Source organism: Enterobacter sp. SM3, assembly GCF_009811935.2.
GTDB classification, from domain to species: domain Bacteria; phylum Pseudomonadota; class Gammaproteobacteria; order Enterobacterales; family Enterobacteriaceae; genus Enterobacter; species Enterobacter asburiae_D.
In genome coordinates, this window is the sequence record NZ_CP099971.1 from 2,236,995 (window position 1) to 2,251,820 (window position 14,826).

Here is a 14,826-nt window from a genome sequence, read left to right on the forward strand (position 1 = left end):
GTTTGTTTCGCTTGAATGTAGACTATCACCATTAGATTAGCCAGTCAGTTATGCTTTTCGCTCGAAGCAGACTCACGGACCATTTCTTCAGCAGTCTGGTGACAGGAACGTAAGTTGTAAGTATTCATCCGCAGCAAATGGTTTACAAGAATATTTACTGCTATAGATAAAAAAAGATGAAGGATGAGTGAATATCATAAGTAGATAATAGCACTTCCATAACTACATCCTCTATCCTCATTGCGTCTGATGCCTCAATATGATGGACGACAGTTTTCATTTTTATATCACCTTTAGCATATAAATGGAGTCAGGAAGTGATTTCTATAAGCAACATTTTAAATATGAATATGGCAAAAAATATCTACCTTTCCCTGATAGGGGGCGGTGTGGCGGTATTTATGATTTACTCGATGAGAATTGGATTCTTACCTACAGGCTTATCACTTTCTGATGTCATATTTTTTCTTCTTGTCATTATATCTTTTTCAATTTTTCTTACATTCTCTCTTGCAATATGGTATTCCATGTCGGTTGTAACCTCCTATTACTGCACGAAATTTATTTTATTCCTCACGCCCAATAAAAAAATAAAACGTGAAGAGTGGCGCGGAAGACTGAAAATAACACTTAAAGTAGGGAGGAGTATGAGGATTTATGTTGCTTTATTTGCCCATTTAATTATTGCATTTATGGGGGGGCTTTTTCTTATTTTTGGTAGCGCAAATGAAATGTTGGATGGGAAATCTGTTATATTGTCATTACTATTTACGGCATTTTTGATCACACTGATCCCCTATACATATATTGATAAAAAGATAAAAGAAGAAGATAAAAAAAGTACCGCCATATCAATTTTGGTTTTGATTTTCGTTCTCTTTTTTATGCTTTCAAATATGGCACCTGTGCTTAGCGATGCAGGCATGAAGTACATTGGCGTGCGCAAAACCAATGTGACAATTCTTCTGAAAGGAAGCGAACTGGAAATGGCAAGACATTTAACTGGCAATCACGATCAGACCTTCTTTAAGGGGGACGCGCTATTTACTGGTGTAGGAACATCTTCTCTGCTGGTTATCAACAACAAAAAAATTATCGTGAAAAATGAAAACCTGACCTTGTCATTCTAGTCACAATGATGTGTCTGCTGAGTTGTTCCTGTTAATTCATACATATCGCAGTTAATAATGTCTGCTCATAGCTCAAAGCAGACATTTCCCTTAATAAATTCGCCTAAAGCAAAACCCCATTACCCCCGCAGCCACGGCGTAATCGTCAGTCCGGTAAGCAAGCCTTCCGGGCTGAGCAGGCGAGTGACGGTTTGTCCCCACGGTTCAATACGATTAGCCACCAGCAGCCGATAGCCTTTATCACTCAGAACGCGGGTAGCCGAGTCCAGATCCTGCACCTCATACTCAACCCAGCCCTGCGGTATCGGGTGCTCAACTGGCCACTGTTCTTCTCCAAAACAGGACGCTGCCGCCTGTGCGAGCGGCCAGACGGCGAAATGCTTCACGCCTTCCAGTTGGCCCTCTTCAGTGAGTAGATAATCGCTGTTCCCCTCCATCGGCTTAAGCGGAAGGCCGAGTGTCTGGACATAAAACGCGGTGCTGGACTCCGTATCCAGCGAAATGGGCCCGAACCCGGCGACAAATAAGACATCAATTTCTGGTAGCGCTTGCGACATATCCACTCCTGAATGAGGTGAAATTCACCCTGAATTTATCTTACGACTGGCTCAAATACGACTCTCAATTCTGGTATCGCATTCACCGTGCCTGCACGTCCACGATCGGTTTAAAATTCAGCGCGATGACGATCAGCAGCACGACTCCCGCACTCATGATCAGCCATGCGCTGGTCAGCGAGAGCGAACTGTCGCGGACGATCCCCGCAATTAACGGCATAAGCGCGGCGATCAGGTATCCGCCGCCCTGAACTTTAGACAGTAACTTCCCGGCCTGCGCGGGCGTTCGCGCATGATCGAACGTGACGATAAGAGACAGCGGGAAGAGAGCGCCGATCCCGGTGCCAAGCAGCAGCGTGGATAACACCGGCGTTGTACCCGGCGAAAAGACCAGACACAGTAATCCCGCCAGCAGAAGCAGCAATACGGCGATCAGCGGCACGCGACGGTCGGGGAATTTACCGATCAGCGCGGAGACGGCAAACCCTGCGACAACCTCGGTCAACGTCAGCCAGGCCAACATGTAGCCGCTGCTGCGCGCGGACCATCCCGCCTGAATATAGAGCGGGGGCAGCCAGGCTAATACCAGCGTATAGGCTCCTGTTCCCACGCCGAAAAAGAGCAACAGTAGCGCTGTACGGGAGGAAGAGAGCGTAACGGTTTCGTGTGCTGTTTTTTCCTCGCGAGAATGCTTAACCAGAGTCAACCACAGTATCAGCGCCAGCAGCGCTAACAGCCCGGCCATCGCTAGCGTGGGCTTCAGCGTGAGCCATGAAAACAACGGCTCGGCGCTGGCGGCGGCGACCGCCGCACCGGCCATAATGCCCGTGCTGAAAAGCGACATTATCGTGCTGGCCGTTTGCGTATATTCCTTTTTGATAAGGGCGGGCATTAACGCCTGGATCGTACCTATGCTTGCTCCGCCAAGTAACGCGGTGCTCATAAGACTCTCCGGTGAGGCGCTAAAACCGCGTAATAAGCAGGCTACAAGCAGGATGAAGAGCCCGAGCATAATTCCCCGTACGGCGCCGACTCTGGCTAAAAGCCAGGGCCCACATAAGGCGGCCAGTCCCATCATCGCGACCGGCAGGGTGGTCAGCAGGCTGAATTGCGTAGCGGTCAGCCCCGCTTCGCGCTGCAGCACGGAAAATAACGGTCCGACAGAAGCCAGAATAGGGCGCAGGTTCAGCCCGACGATAAAAGCGATAACGGCGAAGAGTAAAGGCGACGTGCGTTTCAACATGGAGTCCTTTTCGGTTGTGAATGGCTCGCACAAATTGCCGCGAGCATTTATCTTAACGTTAAGATAAAATCTGTTTTTGCGTAAGATGTACCGCACAACAGGATAAATACCCACGCCATCAGGGGTGAAAATGAAAGACCATGTAGACTTTGTTGTCGGCCAGTGGAGCCGTGCCATGCCGGAGCTGGACGCCTCGTCGATGAAAATTTTTGGCCGAATGCTCCGGCTGATGAAGCATCTGGGAAAAAAACGGGCGCAGGCCATGGCGCAGTTTGGCTTTCGCGAAGGCGAGTTTGACGTGCTCGCCACGCTGCGCCGTGCCGGTGAGCCGTACTGCCTTTCCCCCACGCAGCTGTATAAATCGCTGCTGATCACCTCAGGGGCAATGACGAACCGGCTCAGCCATCTCGAACAGCAAGGGCTTATCAGGCGAATTGCCGATCCGGATGACAAGCGCAGCACCCTCGTAAGCCTGACGCCGCACGGACAGGAGCGTATCGAACAGGCGCTGATCGTGCATACACAAACCCAAAATGCGCTGCTGAGTAGCTTATCTGACGCGCAGCGCGCGCAGCTTGAGTCCCTGCTCAGGGAGCTGCTGCTGACATTTCCGCCAGAGGGCCTGGGCGACAAGTCACCGAGTGCCGATAATACAAACACTGCATAGTTAAACCTCACAGAAAGGGAACGTATGTCTTTACCGCCACTGTATGCGCTGCGCGCTTTTGAAGTTGCCGCGCGGCTTAACTCCTTCAGCAAAGCGGCTGAAGCACTGAATATCACGCCAGGCGCGGTCAGCAGACATGTCCGGACGCTTGAAATGTGGTTCGACTGTGAGCTCTTTAAACGTCAAGGGCCAAGAGTGGAGGTCAGTGATGCCGGGCGCGTTCTGGCCGGACAGCTTAGCGAAAGTTTCTCGAATATTGAGTGGGCGTGTCGCGCATTCAGAAGCGAAAATCATCTTCTGCGCCTCAAAGCTCCCAGCACCCTGACAATGCGATGGCTTCTGAATGTGCTTAAATCCTTTCGCGAGAACCACGCGAAGCCACAAATTGAAATTGCCAGTGTCTGGATGGACTTCGACACCGTTGACTTTAGTCGTGAGCCATACGATTGTGCGATCCTCCTCGGTAATGGCTATTTCGGCGAGTCAACGGAAAGCAGGCTGCTCTTCAGTGAATGGCTCATTCCGGTTTGTACCCCGTCGTTGCTTGAATCTGCCCGGCATCAGCTCCCAGAGTGCGATCTTATCCATCCCTCTCCGGACAGACGGGACTGGAAGCGCTGGCTGAAAAGAACGGGGTCATTCCCCGGTCTCGACGTGAGTCGAGGGATAGTGTTCGACACCCTGGAGCAGGGAAGCCTGGCCGCCATGCACGGTCACGGGGTGGCGATGGCCGATCTCCGCCTCACGCTCGACGCGCTGAAAAGCGGTCTGCTCGCGCTGCCCTTCAGGGAAGCGATAGCAACAGGGGACGGCTATTACCTTGTCTGGCCGAAACATTCGCTCAGAAGACAGAGTATTGAACGGTTGCTGGCGTGGCTTAACCTTAATGCGCCGGTGGTACCTTCTTTGAAAATCGTCTGTCTTGAATACAATGAAAATCGGGTTTAATAAATAGCGGAATATTAATTTTGGAATATTCCGCATCCTGAACGTATTTATGCGTAGGGAATATTCGCCATCTTTTTATATCTTTCCGGCAGGGCGCTGTTCAGGTTGAGCAATTTATCCAGAATATAAAGCGCAGGCGTCCCTTTTGCACGTTCAGCATCGATCAGCGCAGTGCGTAACAGATTGGCCGCCCATGTCATTTCACGGAAATACTCCTCAGATTCACGCGTCTGAGCTTCGCCTGACGTGGCGTAACGCACCTTTGGCCACTCCGCAAAGTCAAGCAGCGGAAGGATCCCATCCTCTTTTGGTAAATGCGCTGAGAGCAACTCTTCGGCGTTAGCTGAATTGCTTTGGGCGAACGAGAGGAGGTGCAGCCGATGGATTAGAGGTGACAGCGCCTCTGAACTTTCCTTTTCTGTTGAAAGTAACGTTATCAACTCATGCGCATTTGCTTGGGCGCTAAATTTATGAGGCGAGATAATATTCATTACATGGAATAAAACATCGAGTGTCATAGGTGCTCCATACAGGCTTGGTATTATTTTTTCTATCCCAGGGATGAATGGATGGTATTTCAGAGCCATTGCTTTTGAAAAACGATTAATAGTGGAAATCAAAGTGAGTTTTACTCAATGTTGCGATTTGGAGTGCAATCACGCACATCCTCACGTTGCAGCGATTTGTTTCACAAATGCCATCGCTCATCGACGGTTCAGAATGGTATAACGTCTTGCGGCAATCGGGTTGCCGCCCGCTGACCCCATTAACAAAGGTGTATATGAAACAAATTACGTTCAGTGACCTGCAGCAACAAAGCGAGCAGGCTGCCAATTCTCCTCGCTTACGCGCGCATCGCAATTTACATCCTGAGCTGAGCGACCCGGTGCAGCGCCTGGCCATCGCGATGGAGCCCGGCACCTATGTCCGCCCCCATCGCCACCCGCACACGTTTGAACTGCTAACCGCTCTGAGCGGTCGCTTTCTGGTGCTGAATTTTGATGACAGCGGTAACGTGACCCAGCGCGTGGTGCTAGGTGAAGACTGCAAAGTGCTGGAGATGGATGCCGGTACCTGGCATGCCGTGCTGTCGCTGGATAAAGGCGGCGTCATTTTTGAGGTAAAACACGGCGGCTACCAGCCTGTTCCGGAGCACGATACCGCCCCATGGTCACCGGCTGAGAACGCGCCCGGTAGTGCGGAACTGATGAAATGGTACGCCCAGGCGCAAGTGGGTGACGGTGGTTTTACTCTGTAATTCATTTCTCATGTGCCCGGCGCGCGGAAAGGCGCGCCGGAAAAGAGAGAGAGGCGATCCCGCCAACTCAACTGACCTTATTAAAATGCCAGTCGCTGGCAGTCGAGAGCGTCACGAACGGACCGGCCAGCGTGCTGTTGTGATGCGCAATGATGTCATTGGCGGATAAATGTGCATTATCCATTGTGGTATGCGCATCTGAAATCAATACCGTCCTGAAACCCAGCTCCGGCGCGGCCCGGCAGGTGGTGTCGACACAAAATTCTGTTTTCATCCCGGCAATGACCAGCTGTTTGATGCCTCTCTGATTCAGTTCACGCAGCAATTCGGTATCCCGAAAACAGCTGGGATAGCGCTTTGTGAAAACAACATCATGGTCCTTCACGTCCAGCTCCGGTATCAGCTGTGTTAAGGGACCCTTCTCTGAGAAGGGGGAGTCGTCTGGCCCGATATGGCGGGCAAAAAAGACGGGCACCTGCGCGTGCCGCGCGTTGGCTATTAATAAACGGATATTTGCCAGAACGGCATCGGCGGAACTGGGGGAAATCGGGCCCCGGAAGAGGCCCTGCTGCATGTCGATGATTAAGAGTACATTGTCAGATGAAACCATTTTCTTTCTCCATTCAGAGGGTGGTGAACGGAGAGATATTTCCCCGTCCAGGCTGGCGGGGGTTGAGGTTCTGTCTGTCAGTCGTTCGCTACAGATACGCCCACGCCGCCGAAGGTGTCGGTGGTGGTGAGGGTGGTTGTTGGCTGAACTGACTTAACCATGCGATAACCTTTGTTTATTTCGTTGTTAGCGTAACTATCTCGTCCAGTTATAACGCTGGTGAGAGATTCTCTTCAATACACTAACATCAGTAGGTCCAACGATAGCGTTGCGCCTGGATTATATGAAGTTCACTGGCCGATATTATTTAATACTGCCGAGGCTTTGCAGGAAATCCTCAACCTGCTCAGGCGTCGCCGTGTCTGCCTGGTAAAGGATATCGAGCTTAACGTTCTTCAACCCGCAGAAGCCAAACACGCCTTCGATAATCTGCGTCTGAATCGCCGTCGAATAGCCGTGTTTGTCGAATCCGCTGAGATCGCTGCCGCCGGTGGCAATCAGGCGGACGGGAACATCACGTAAGCTGCCCACAATCCGGCCATCGTCGGCCACCTTATACGCCCAGTTCAGGGTTAATACGCGATCGAACCAGCCTTTCAACAGCGCGGGAACAGACCACCAGTACACGGGGAAGACAAACACCAGCATATCCGCTCGCTCGACGCGCTGCTGCTCGCGCAGAATATCGTCGGGAAGGGCGCTCGGATCGCCGTGATACAAATCAAGGTCGGGACGAGACATGGCCGGATTAAACCCTTCAGCATGCAGATCGGCAATCTCAACCTGCGTACCTTGCTCGCGTAATTTCCCGGCAATGCGGGCAGCCAGCGAATGGGATAACGAATTGTCGACAGGGTGAGCCGTCACGATCAGTGCGTTATTAATGGCATTTGTAGCAGACATAGCGACCTCGAATGGGTGAGAACTGACGCCTATATTACTATTGGTAACTTAGGTGTCAATCCGCCCAAAGCGATCATTTTGTGCTATTCACGTAGGTCTCCAGCACGCCGGTCATGGCGCCGCTGAGCGTATCTTCCGCAACATTTCGGGCGAGCACGCCGTTGCCTGCGGCGGTGCTGAGCGCGTCCGCCGCGCCAATAATGGCCGTCAGTGCCGCTTCCCCCTGAACGCCTTTCAGCGTGACAAAAGGGGAAAGCGCGGTACGCAGGCAGTCGGCACATTCTGCCACGCATGCCTCACGAAACGTCTGCAACGCGTGGGACCCGGACAGCGCCGCTGCGATTGGCCCGGTTTCAGGCCCGGCGGTAATGGCGCAGTCGATATAGGCGGCGCTGAAAAAGCGGATCGTCTTCTCAAGCGTTTTGCTGTCGACCGTCAGCGTCTCGCGGAATTTCGTCAGCTGCCGATCGCTATAGTCCTGGTACAACGCCATCAGCAATCCTTCACGATCGCCAAAGTGGTCGTAGGGGATAGGCTTGGTCACGTTGGCCCGTTCGGCCAGGTAGCCAAGCGTCAACGCCTCCGTGCCTTGCTGACGAACAATTCCGCGTGCAACCTCCAGCAGCTGCACGCGGCGGTCCTCTTTTCTTAAGCGCTTAACAACCATGCTTTCCTCAGATGTGTTATCTACTCATGGTAGTTTACACGTTTTCTGTGGGGTGCAGCACGCGTTGTTCCGCTGGGCGGATCCGGAACCAGATCGCATACATCGCGGGCAGGAAGACGAGGGTGACGATCGTCCCGCCCAGCGTTCCGCCTATCAGCGTCCAGGCCAGCGTGCCCCAGAACACCGAATGCGTCAGGGGAATGAACGCCAGCACGGCAGCCATGGCGGTCAGAAGGACCGGGCGTGCGCGCTGGACCGTCGCTTCAACCACCGCCTGGAACGGCTCTAGACCCTCCTTCTGGTTATGATCGATTTGACCGATCAGGATCAGCGTATTGCGCATAAGAATGCCGGAAAGGGCGATCAAACCGACCAGCGCGTTGATGCCAAACGGCTGATTAAAAATCAACAGCACGGGCACCACGCCAATCAGCCCCAGGGGCGCGGTTAGGAACACCATAACCATTGCCGAGATTGAGCGCACCTGCAAAATGATGATCAGCAGCGTCAGGGCAATCATGATCGGGAACAGCGGAATCATTGCCTGTGTGGCTTTACCCGATTCCTCAATCGAACCCGCCATGTCGATTCGGTACCCGGCCGGCAGCGCATCAACAATCGGCTGGAGCTGCTTCATGATGGCGACCGACACGTCCGGTGGCTGAAGATTGTTAGCGATATCGCCCCGAACGGTTATCGTCGGCGTGCGATCGCGACGGCGCAGGATCGGATCTTCCATACCGATCTCAATCTTGCCGATTTGAGACAGCGGAACGCGCTGTCCCGCATTGCCGACAAGGGTAAAGCCCTCTATTTTTGCCGGATCAAGACGGATATCGCCCGCCGCGCGGCCAATCACCTCTACCGAGCGAATATCTTCCCGCACGGAGGTGACGGGCACGCCAGACAGCAGGAACTGAAGCTGCTCGGCAACGGCACTGGAGGTTAATCCGGTCGCCTGCAGGCGGTTTTGATCGAGGGTGAAATGCAATACGGGAACGCGTGAGCCCCAGTCAGTGTTGACGGTTCTCAACAACGGACTTGCCTGAAGCACGGCTTTCACCTTATCAGCGATGTCATGCACCTGTTCGACATCCGGACCCGACACGCGCCATGCAACCGGGAAGGGCGAGTAAGGGCCAAACACCAGTTGCGTGACACGCACGCGCGCTTCGGGCGCAAGACCGTTGGCGACAGCGTCTCTCAGCCGGAGCTTAAGCGCCTCGCGAGACGTCTCGCTGTCCGTCAGGATCACGATTTTCGCAAAAGACGGGTCGGGCAGTTCAGGCGCCATCGCCAGATAAAAGCGAGGCGAACCCTGACCAATATAAGCAGTGACAATTTTGGCTTCGGGCTGCTGGCCCAGCCACGCTTCTATTTTTTCGGCTGCGGCGCTGGTTTGCTCAATCGAGGTACCGTAGGGCATCTGCACCTCAACCAGTACTTCCGGGCGGTCGGAGGTCGGGAAAAATTGTTTTTTTACCAGACCCATGCCGAGCACGGCCAGGATGAAAATGGCGACCACTGACCCGGCCACCCGCCATTTTCTGGCGATAACGCGGGCAAGCAGCTGGCGAAAACGGTTATAGCGAGGCGTGTTATAGATGGCGGCATGACCCCCTTCGACTTTGGGGATTGCCGGCAGGATCTTCACCCCAAGATAGGGCGTGAACACCACCGCGACAAACCACGATGCAATCAGAGCCAGGCCGACAATCCAGAACATATTGCTGGTGTATTCCCCGGCGGTCGACTGGGCAAAACCATTCGGCATAAAGCCAATGGCCGTCACCAGGGTTCCGGCCAGCATGGGCGCGGCGGTATGGCTCCAGGCGAAGGCCGAGGCTTTGATTCTGTCGTAACCTTCCTCCATTTTCACCACCATCATTTCGATGGCGATAATGGCATCGTCAACCAGCAGCCCGAGGGCGAGGATCAGGGAGCCCAGCGTGACGCGGTCGAAGTTTATTCCCGCGGCTTCCATCACCACGAAAACGACCGCCAGCGTCAGCGGGACCGCCGCCGCAACCACCACCCCCACGCGCCAGCCCATGCTGACAAAACACACCACCATGACCACAAGCAGGGCGACGAAGAACTTAATCATGAACTCATCGACCGACGAGCGAATATTCACGGACTGATCGGTGACCTTGGTCAGGGACATGCCAAGCGGCAGGCTATCATTTATTTTTGCCGTTTCCGCATCCAGCGCTTTACCCAGCGCGAGACCATTCCAGCCTTCGCGCATCACGATGCCCAGCAGAAGGGCGGGTTCATGCTGATTACGTATGAGCATCGTCGGGGGATCTTCGTAGCCCCGTTCAACCGTCGCCACATCGGACAGCTTGAGCGTTTTGCCTTGGGCCACAAAAGGCGTATCGCGGATTTTCTGCAGTTCATCGAACGCGCCGTCCAGGCGGATAAAAATTTGCGCGCCTCGGGTCTCAATGGAACCCGCCGCGGCTAGCGCGTTCTGGCTGTTGAGGGCATTGAAAATATCCTGGGGTGAGAGCCCTATCGTCGCCAGACGGTCATGGGAGAAGGAGATATAAATCCGCTCGGCCTGTTCGCCGATAATGTTCACTTTCTTCACGCCGGGGACGTGCAGAAGCTGCTGGCGCAGGCCTTCGGCATCACGTACCAGCTGCCGCTGCGGTTCGCCTTTCGCTTTCAGGGCAAAGAGGGCAAAGGTGACATCCGAGAATTCGTCATTGATCATCGGGCCGATGACGCCCGCCGGAAGACGCTGCGATTCATCTCCAAGCTTCTTACGCGCCTGATAGAACTCCTCCTGCACTTCGGCAGGCGGGGTCTTGTCCTGCAATGACAACGTGATAAACGCCATGCCAGGACGGGTATAGGTTTCGGTACGGTCATACCATTTGAGTTCCTGCAGGCGCTTTTCCAGCGGCTCGGCGACCTGATCCTGGATCTCCTGCGCGGTGGCGCCCGGCCAGACGGTTATCACCGTCATTTGCTTTACCGTGAAGGGCGGATCTTCCGCGCGCCCGAGCCCAAAGAAGGCATAAATTCCGGCAATCGTGACCAGAACGATCAGAAACAGCGTGATGGAACGTTCGCGGACGGCCAGCGCTGACAGGTTGAAGCGGCTTCCGCTCATGGTGTGTTCTCCGCCAGGGCGGCAGTGCGTTGTTTAGCAAGCCTGACGACCTCACCTTCGTGCAGAAGATGTGCGCCTAACGCAACAATCTTCTCACCGGGCTTCACCCCGCCCGTGATCTGCACCGCATCTTCACCCACGCTCAGCACCTTGACGGGCGTCCATGCGACCTTTGCCGGCTGGGCGGAAATGCGCCAGACGCCGGGACCTTTTCCTGCATCATAGAGTGAGGCCAGCGGGACCTGCATGATCTGACCTTCCGCTTTATTATCCTGAATGTTCAGCGTGACGGTCGCCCCCAGCGGCGCGTTCGCCAGCAGGCCATCCAGCACGTAACGGGCTTCATACGTGCGGGTCGTGGCTTCGGCCGAGTCAGACAGCAGGCGCAGCCTTGCGGTGACCGGGTGTTCTTCATTGCCATAAAGTGTGGCCTGCGCTTCGCTGCCGACGGCAGGGCGCAGGGTTTCCGGAAGCTGCACGAGCGCTTCACGCTGTCCCGCTCTGGCGAGCCTGATCGTCACCTGTCCGGCACTGACGACCTGACCCGGCTCGGCGAGCGTCTCCATGACCACGCCGTCGGAATCCGCCAGCAGTACGGCATAGCCCGTGGCGTTTTGCGCCACGCTGGCCTGCGCCCGGGCGGCGCTGAGATCGGCCCTGGCCGTATCGGCCGCCGCTTTGATCTGGTCATACTCCGAGGCGGATACGGCACCGGACGCCACGAGACCGCGATAGCGTGCCTCATCGCTGGAGGCTTTTCGCGCGCGCGCCTGGGCTGCATCCACCGCGCGCTGCTGCGCCTGGGCCTGTAATTTCAGGTCAACCGGATCCAGGCGCAGCAAGGGCTGACCCTGTTTGACGGTCTGACCCGTATCAACCAGTCGCTCTAGGATTTTTCCCTGAACTCTGAAACCCAAATCGCTTTGCGTTCTTGCGACCACCACGCCCGTGAAGGCGCGGGAGGTATTGTTCGCAAGCTCGACGGATGCGGATCTGACGAGCGGTGGCTTTGTGCGCGGATCGTCACTCGCGGAAATATCGCCGCACGCCACCAGGGCAAACGGCAGGAGACAAACGGCAACGCGGGCTGAAATGAGCCTGAGCATGGGAAACCTTTTTGACGTAACAGGACGGTATCCGCATTCTCTGACTAGTGACCAAAATTGTCAATGGTCACAAATTAGGGGGCCAGGCTTCTTAAAATCAGTGAAGAGAGCAGCACTGCCGCCGTGGGGGCCATTTCGAGGTTGTACTGCAGCTGAACGGGATTAATGTAAGGGCACATCACCATGTAGACGGCACCGGTAACCTCATCCAGCGGCGTTTTTCTTTCAAACTCGCCGGCCTGCCTGCCTTCGATAATGATGCTCTCAATCAGCTTCATCAGGCTTTCACTATACTTTTGGGTTGACGGCCACTGCTCCTGCGCGGCGACGGCGGCAATGTCGTATAGCTTACGGTCGTGGAAAAACAGCTCGCTTCCCGCCTCGGTGAGCGCTTTGAAAAGGCGGCGTAATCTTTCGCTTGCTGAAGGCGCATCCTCTATGGCGGAAAGCACCGCCGCCATGATCAGCTCCAGGCGGTTAGCGCAGATCACCTCGCCGATGGCCTGTTTGGAGTCGAAAAATTTATAAATGTAGGACTTTGAAAAACCGATGGATTTAGCCAGCTCGGCGACGGTGGTTTTTTCATAGCCGTAGTGACCGAAGTGCTCAAAAGCGGCTTCGACGATTTGCTCTCTGACAGCGTGGTCAAGTGGACCACGTGATGATGGGGGATTCATATTTTTAGTCATTATTTAAGCTTAGCGTGACAGGCTACGATTAACAACGAGTGACCATTTCGTATTTTGGTTACCGTCATTCATCATGCGCCGTTCAGACGGGACGATCAACCAGGTGGGGTAAGTGTATCACTGTTTTTCGTGCACTATGGCATCTATCTGTCTGCAATAAGGGAGGGTTTCAGCGCAACTCCCTTGCGCTGAACAGAGCCGTTTTTGCTTAAGCCGAACGTGGACGCAATATTTTTTCAACGATAAGCACCAGACGCCTGCGCGTCACGAACCGGTGTAGCTGCCCCAGAAGCCAGTTACCGCATCCGGTAATCAGGTAGCTACGGTTATTCTCCACGGCCTTCAGCGCCAGGGTAACCACCTTGTCAGCGGGCATTCTTTTGCCTACCGAGGCTTCCTCTGCATTCACTACATCAAAAAAGGCCGTATCCGTTGCGCCGGGGCAAAGCGCCAGGACGCGGATACCCTTTGAGCGATACTCTCCCCACAGCGCATTCGAAAACGAGAGCAGGAAGGCTTTGGTTGCGCCATAAATCGCCATATAGGGATCCGGCTGCATCGCGGCCGTTGAGGCAACATTAATAATTACCCCGGAGCCCTGCTGCAGCATTCCCGGCAGCAGGGCGTGAGTCAGCTCCACGGGGGCCAGGCAGTTCACGTTTATCTCATCACGCTGCCTGTCGATCGACAGCTTTTCGAATGGCCCATAGGTGGCGAAACCGGCGCAGTTGATCAGAATGTCAGGGACGCGTCTTAAGGTTTCAAGCCGTTCCACAATGTGGGGAATGGCTTGCGGTTTCACTAAATCCTGCACAATGATCGTGATGGATACGCCATGCTTTCTGACCAACTCGGCGGCAAGCACCTGCAGCTTTGGCTCGGAGCGGGCGACCAGGATCACTGCCGCGCCGCGGGCAGCGAGCTGCCTGGCGAAATCACGACCAATGCCAGAAGACGCTCCGGTAACCAGCGCTGTTTTTCCTGTATAATCAAAAGAATTCATATGTTTAATCCCGTTTCCCTAATGTATGCTGCACAGGATAAACCGTGCACTTAGGTACACGGTCAAGCGTGATTTTTACAAGGTGAGGGCGACGCGATGCGAATTGGTGAACTGTGTGCGAAAACGGGATTGTCGAAAGAGACGGTGCGTTACTATGAGCGGCAGGGGCTATTAGAAAATATCCCGCAGCCCAATCGCAGCAATAACTACAAGGTTTATTCCGCCGTCGATTTACAGCGTTTAAACATGATCAAGCATGCCAAAATGCTGGGCTTTACCTTAGCCGAGATTTCAGAGGTTTTAGCTGTCTGGGTTGACGACAACTTTACCGCTGAGCAAAAAAAAACCTCCCTGCGCCGCAAGCTGCAGCAGCTAGAAGAGAAAGAAGCGGCGTTAATTGAGCTTAGAGCCAGACTGAAAAACGCCCTTAGCAAGGTCGGCCAGCCTTGTGTCGACACGTTTTGATTGGCGGGTGAGAGGAGGCCGCAAAACCGATGCGGCCTTATCTATCAGGCAGCCAGTTCAGGCATCTTTTCCTTCACGAAATTCAACACTTTCTTCGCGTCCAGGGACGCATAGGGCAGGCTCTCAATAATGGCGATTGATCGCGTATTACCCACCGTTTCTTTTATCTCATCGAGTTTGTACTGAATGTGCGGCGCGACGAGGAAACCATCGAAAGCGGGAGCGACACTGGCGAAGTTATCCAGCCCAACGGCGCTAATCATCAGCGGATAGCCTTCGCGTTCTGCCAGAGACTGCATCTTTTTGGCGAGAGAGTTTGCGGTATTACCAAACAAACAGCATATCAGAAGCTTTTTCATATTTTGTACCTCCTGAAAACCGCTCACAGAGTAGTCCTGAGTTTGTCACCGAAATGCGCGCTATCTCTTATTTTGGTGACAAAATCATTATTGCCGC

General features: G+C 54.1%; 16 protein-coding genes. 5 read left to right on the plus strand and 11 right to left on the minus strand.

The features are described 5' to 3' along the window. Positions 1–317: 317 nt before the first annotated feature. Positions 318–1,130: a hypothetical protein gene (locus tag GVO84_RS10600; RefSeq protein WP_159514074.1), complete on the plus strand. Its 813-nt coding sequence runs from the start codon at positions 318–320 to the stop codon at positions 1,128–1,130. A 119-nt stretch (positions 1,131–1,249) separates the two neighbouring features. On the opposite strand, the gene GVO84_RS10605 is transcribed toward GVO84_RS10600, so the two are convergent. Then, positions 1,250–1,687, minus strand: coding sequence for a glyoxalase (locus GVO84_RS10605; RefSeq protein WP_159514075.1), 438 nt, complete (start codon positions 1,685–1,687; stop codon positions 1,250–1,252). Positions 1,688–1,769: 82 nt separating this feature from the next. Beyond that, positions 1,770–2,930, minus strand: a complete 1,161-nt coding sequence (locus GVO84_RS10610; RefSeq protein WP_159514076.1) for an MFS transporter — start codon at positions 2,928–2,930, stop codon at positions 1,770–1,772. Between the two features lie 130 nt (positions 2,931–3,060). Between GVO84_RS10610 and GVO84_RS10615 the strand changes: the two genes are divergently transcribed. After that, positions 3,061–3,597, plus strand: a complete 537-nt coding sequence (locus GVO84_RS10615) for a MarR family winged helix-turn-helix transcriptional regulator (protein WP_159514077.1) — start codon at positions 3,061–3,063, stop codon at positions 3,595–3,597. A gap of 24 nt (positions 3,598–3,621) precedes the next feature. After that, positions 3,622–4,545 (plus strand): LysR substrate-binding domain-containing protein, encoded by a 924-nt coding sequence (locus GVO84_RS10620; protein ID WP_159514078.1) that lies wholly within the window; start codon positions 3,622–3,624, stop codon positions 4,543–4,545. Between the two features lie 47 nt (positions 4,546–4,592). On the opposite strand, the gene GVO84_RS10625 is transcribed toward GVO84_RS10620, so the two are convergent. Then, complete coding sequence (locus GVO84_RS10625; protein ID WP_159514079.1) at positions 4,593–5,063, minus strand: hypothetical protein; 471 nt, start codon at positions 5,061–5,063, stop codon at positions 4,593–4,595. A gap of 263 nt (positions 5,064–5,326) precedes the next feature. Here GVO84_RS10625 and GVO84_RS10630 point away from each other — a divergent pair, with 263 nt between their 5' ends. Continuing rightward, a complete protein-coding gene (locus GVO84_RS10630) occupies positions 5,327–5,803 on the plus strand; it encodes a WbuC family cupin fold metalloprotein (protein ID WP_014883727.1) in 477 nt (158 codons plus the stop codon). A 67-nt stretch (positions 5,804–5,870) separates the two neighbouring features. On the opposite strand, the gene GVO84_RS10635 is transcribed toward GVO84_RS10630, so the two are convergent. The 7 genes from GVO84_RS10635 to GVO84_RS10665 all read right to left on the minus strand — a co-directional run bounded on the left by GVO84_RS10635 (position 5,871) and on the right by GVO84_RS10665 (position 13,905). Then, complete coding sequence (locus GVO84_RS10635) at positions 5,871–6,413, minus strand: cysteine hydrolase family protein (protein ID WP_159514080.1); 543 nt, start codon at positions 6,411–6,413, stop codon at positions 5,871–5,873. A gap of 303 nt (positions 6,414–6,716) precedes the next feature. Then, the gene (locus tag GVO84_RS10640) at positions 6,717–7,316 is read right to left on the minus strand and encodes an NAD(P)H-dependent oxidoreductase (RefSeq protein WP_159514081.1); all 600 of its coding nucleotides are present in this window, start codon (positions 7,314–7,316) and stop codon (positions 6,717–6,719) included. Positions 7,317–7,389: 73 nt separating this feature from the next. Next, the gene (locus tag GVO84_RS10645) at positions 7,390–7,983 is read right to left on the minus strand and encodes a TetR/AcrR family transcriptional regulator (protein ID WP_121423624.1); all 594 of its coding nucleotides are present in this window, start codon (positions 7,981–7,983) and stop codon (positions 7,390–7,392) included. A 34-nt stretch (positions 7,984–8,017) separates the two neighbouring features. Further along, positions 8,018–11,107, minus strand: a complete 3,090-nt coding sequence (locus GVO84_RS10650) for an efflux RND transporter permease subunit (protein ID WP_159514082.1) — start codon at positions 11,105–11,107, stop codon at positions 8,018–8,020. Then, positions 11,104–12,213 carry an efflux RND transporter periplasmic adaptor subunit gene (locus GVO84_RS10655; RefSeq protein ID WP_159514083.1) on the minus strand — a complete coding sequence of 370 codons (1,110 nt, stop codon included), beginning with the start codon at positions 12,211–12,213 and terminating at the stop codon, positions 11,104–11,106. Before GVO84_RS10655 ends, GVO84_RS10650 begins: the two co-directional genes overlap by 4 nt. 74 nt (positions 12,214–12,287) lie before the next feature. Then, positions 12,288–12,902: a TetR/AcrR family transcriptional regulator gene (locus GVO84_RS10660; protein WP_121423627.1), complete on the minus strand. Its 615-nt coding sequence runs from the start codon at positions 12,900–12,902 to the stop codon at positions 12,288–12,290. A 208-nt stretch (positions 12,903–13,110) separates the two neighbouring features. Further along, positions 13,111–13,905, minus strand: coding sequence for an SDR family NAD(P)-dependent oxidoreductase (locus GVO84_RS10665; RefSeq protein ID WP_159514084.1), 795 nt, complete (start codon positions 13,903–13,905; stop codon positions 13,111–13,113). A gap of 96 nt (positions 13,906–14,001) precedes the next feature. Between GVO84_RS10665 and GVO84_RS10670 the strand changes: the two genes are divergently transcribed. After that, positions 14,002–14,370, plus strand: coding sequence for a MerR family transcriptional regulator (locus GVO84_RS10670; RefSeq protein ID WP_159514085.1), 369 nt, complete (start codon positions 14,002–14,004; stop codon positions 14,368–14,370). Positions 14,371–14,414: 44 nt separating this feature from the next. Here GVO84_RS10670 and GVO84_RS10675 read toward each other — a convergent pair whose 3' ends face one another. Beyond that, positions 14,415–14,729, minus strand: a complete 315-nt coding sequence (locus GVO84_RS10675) for a PTS sugar transporter subunit IIB (RefSeq protein ID WP_121423628.1) — start codon at positions 14,727–14,729, stop codon at positions 14,415–14,417. Positions 14,730–14,826: the final 97 nt, after the last annotated feature.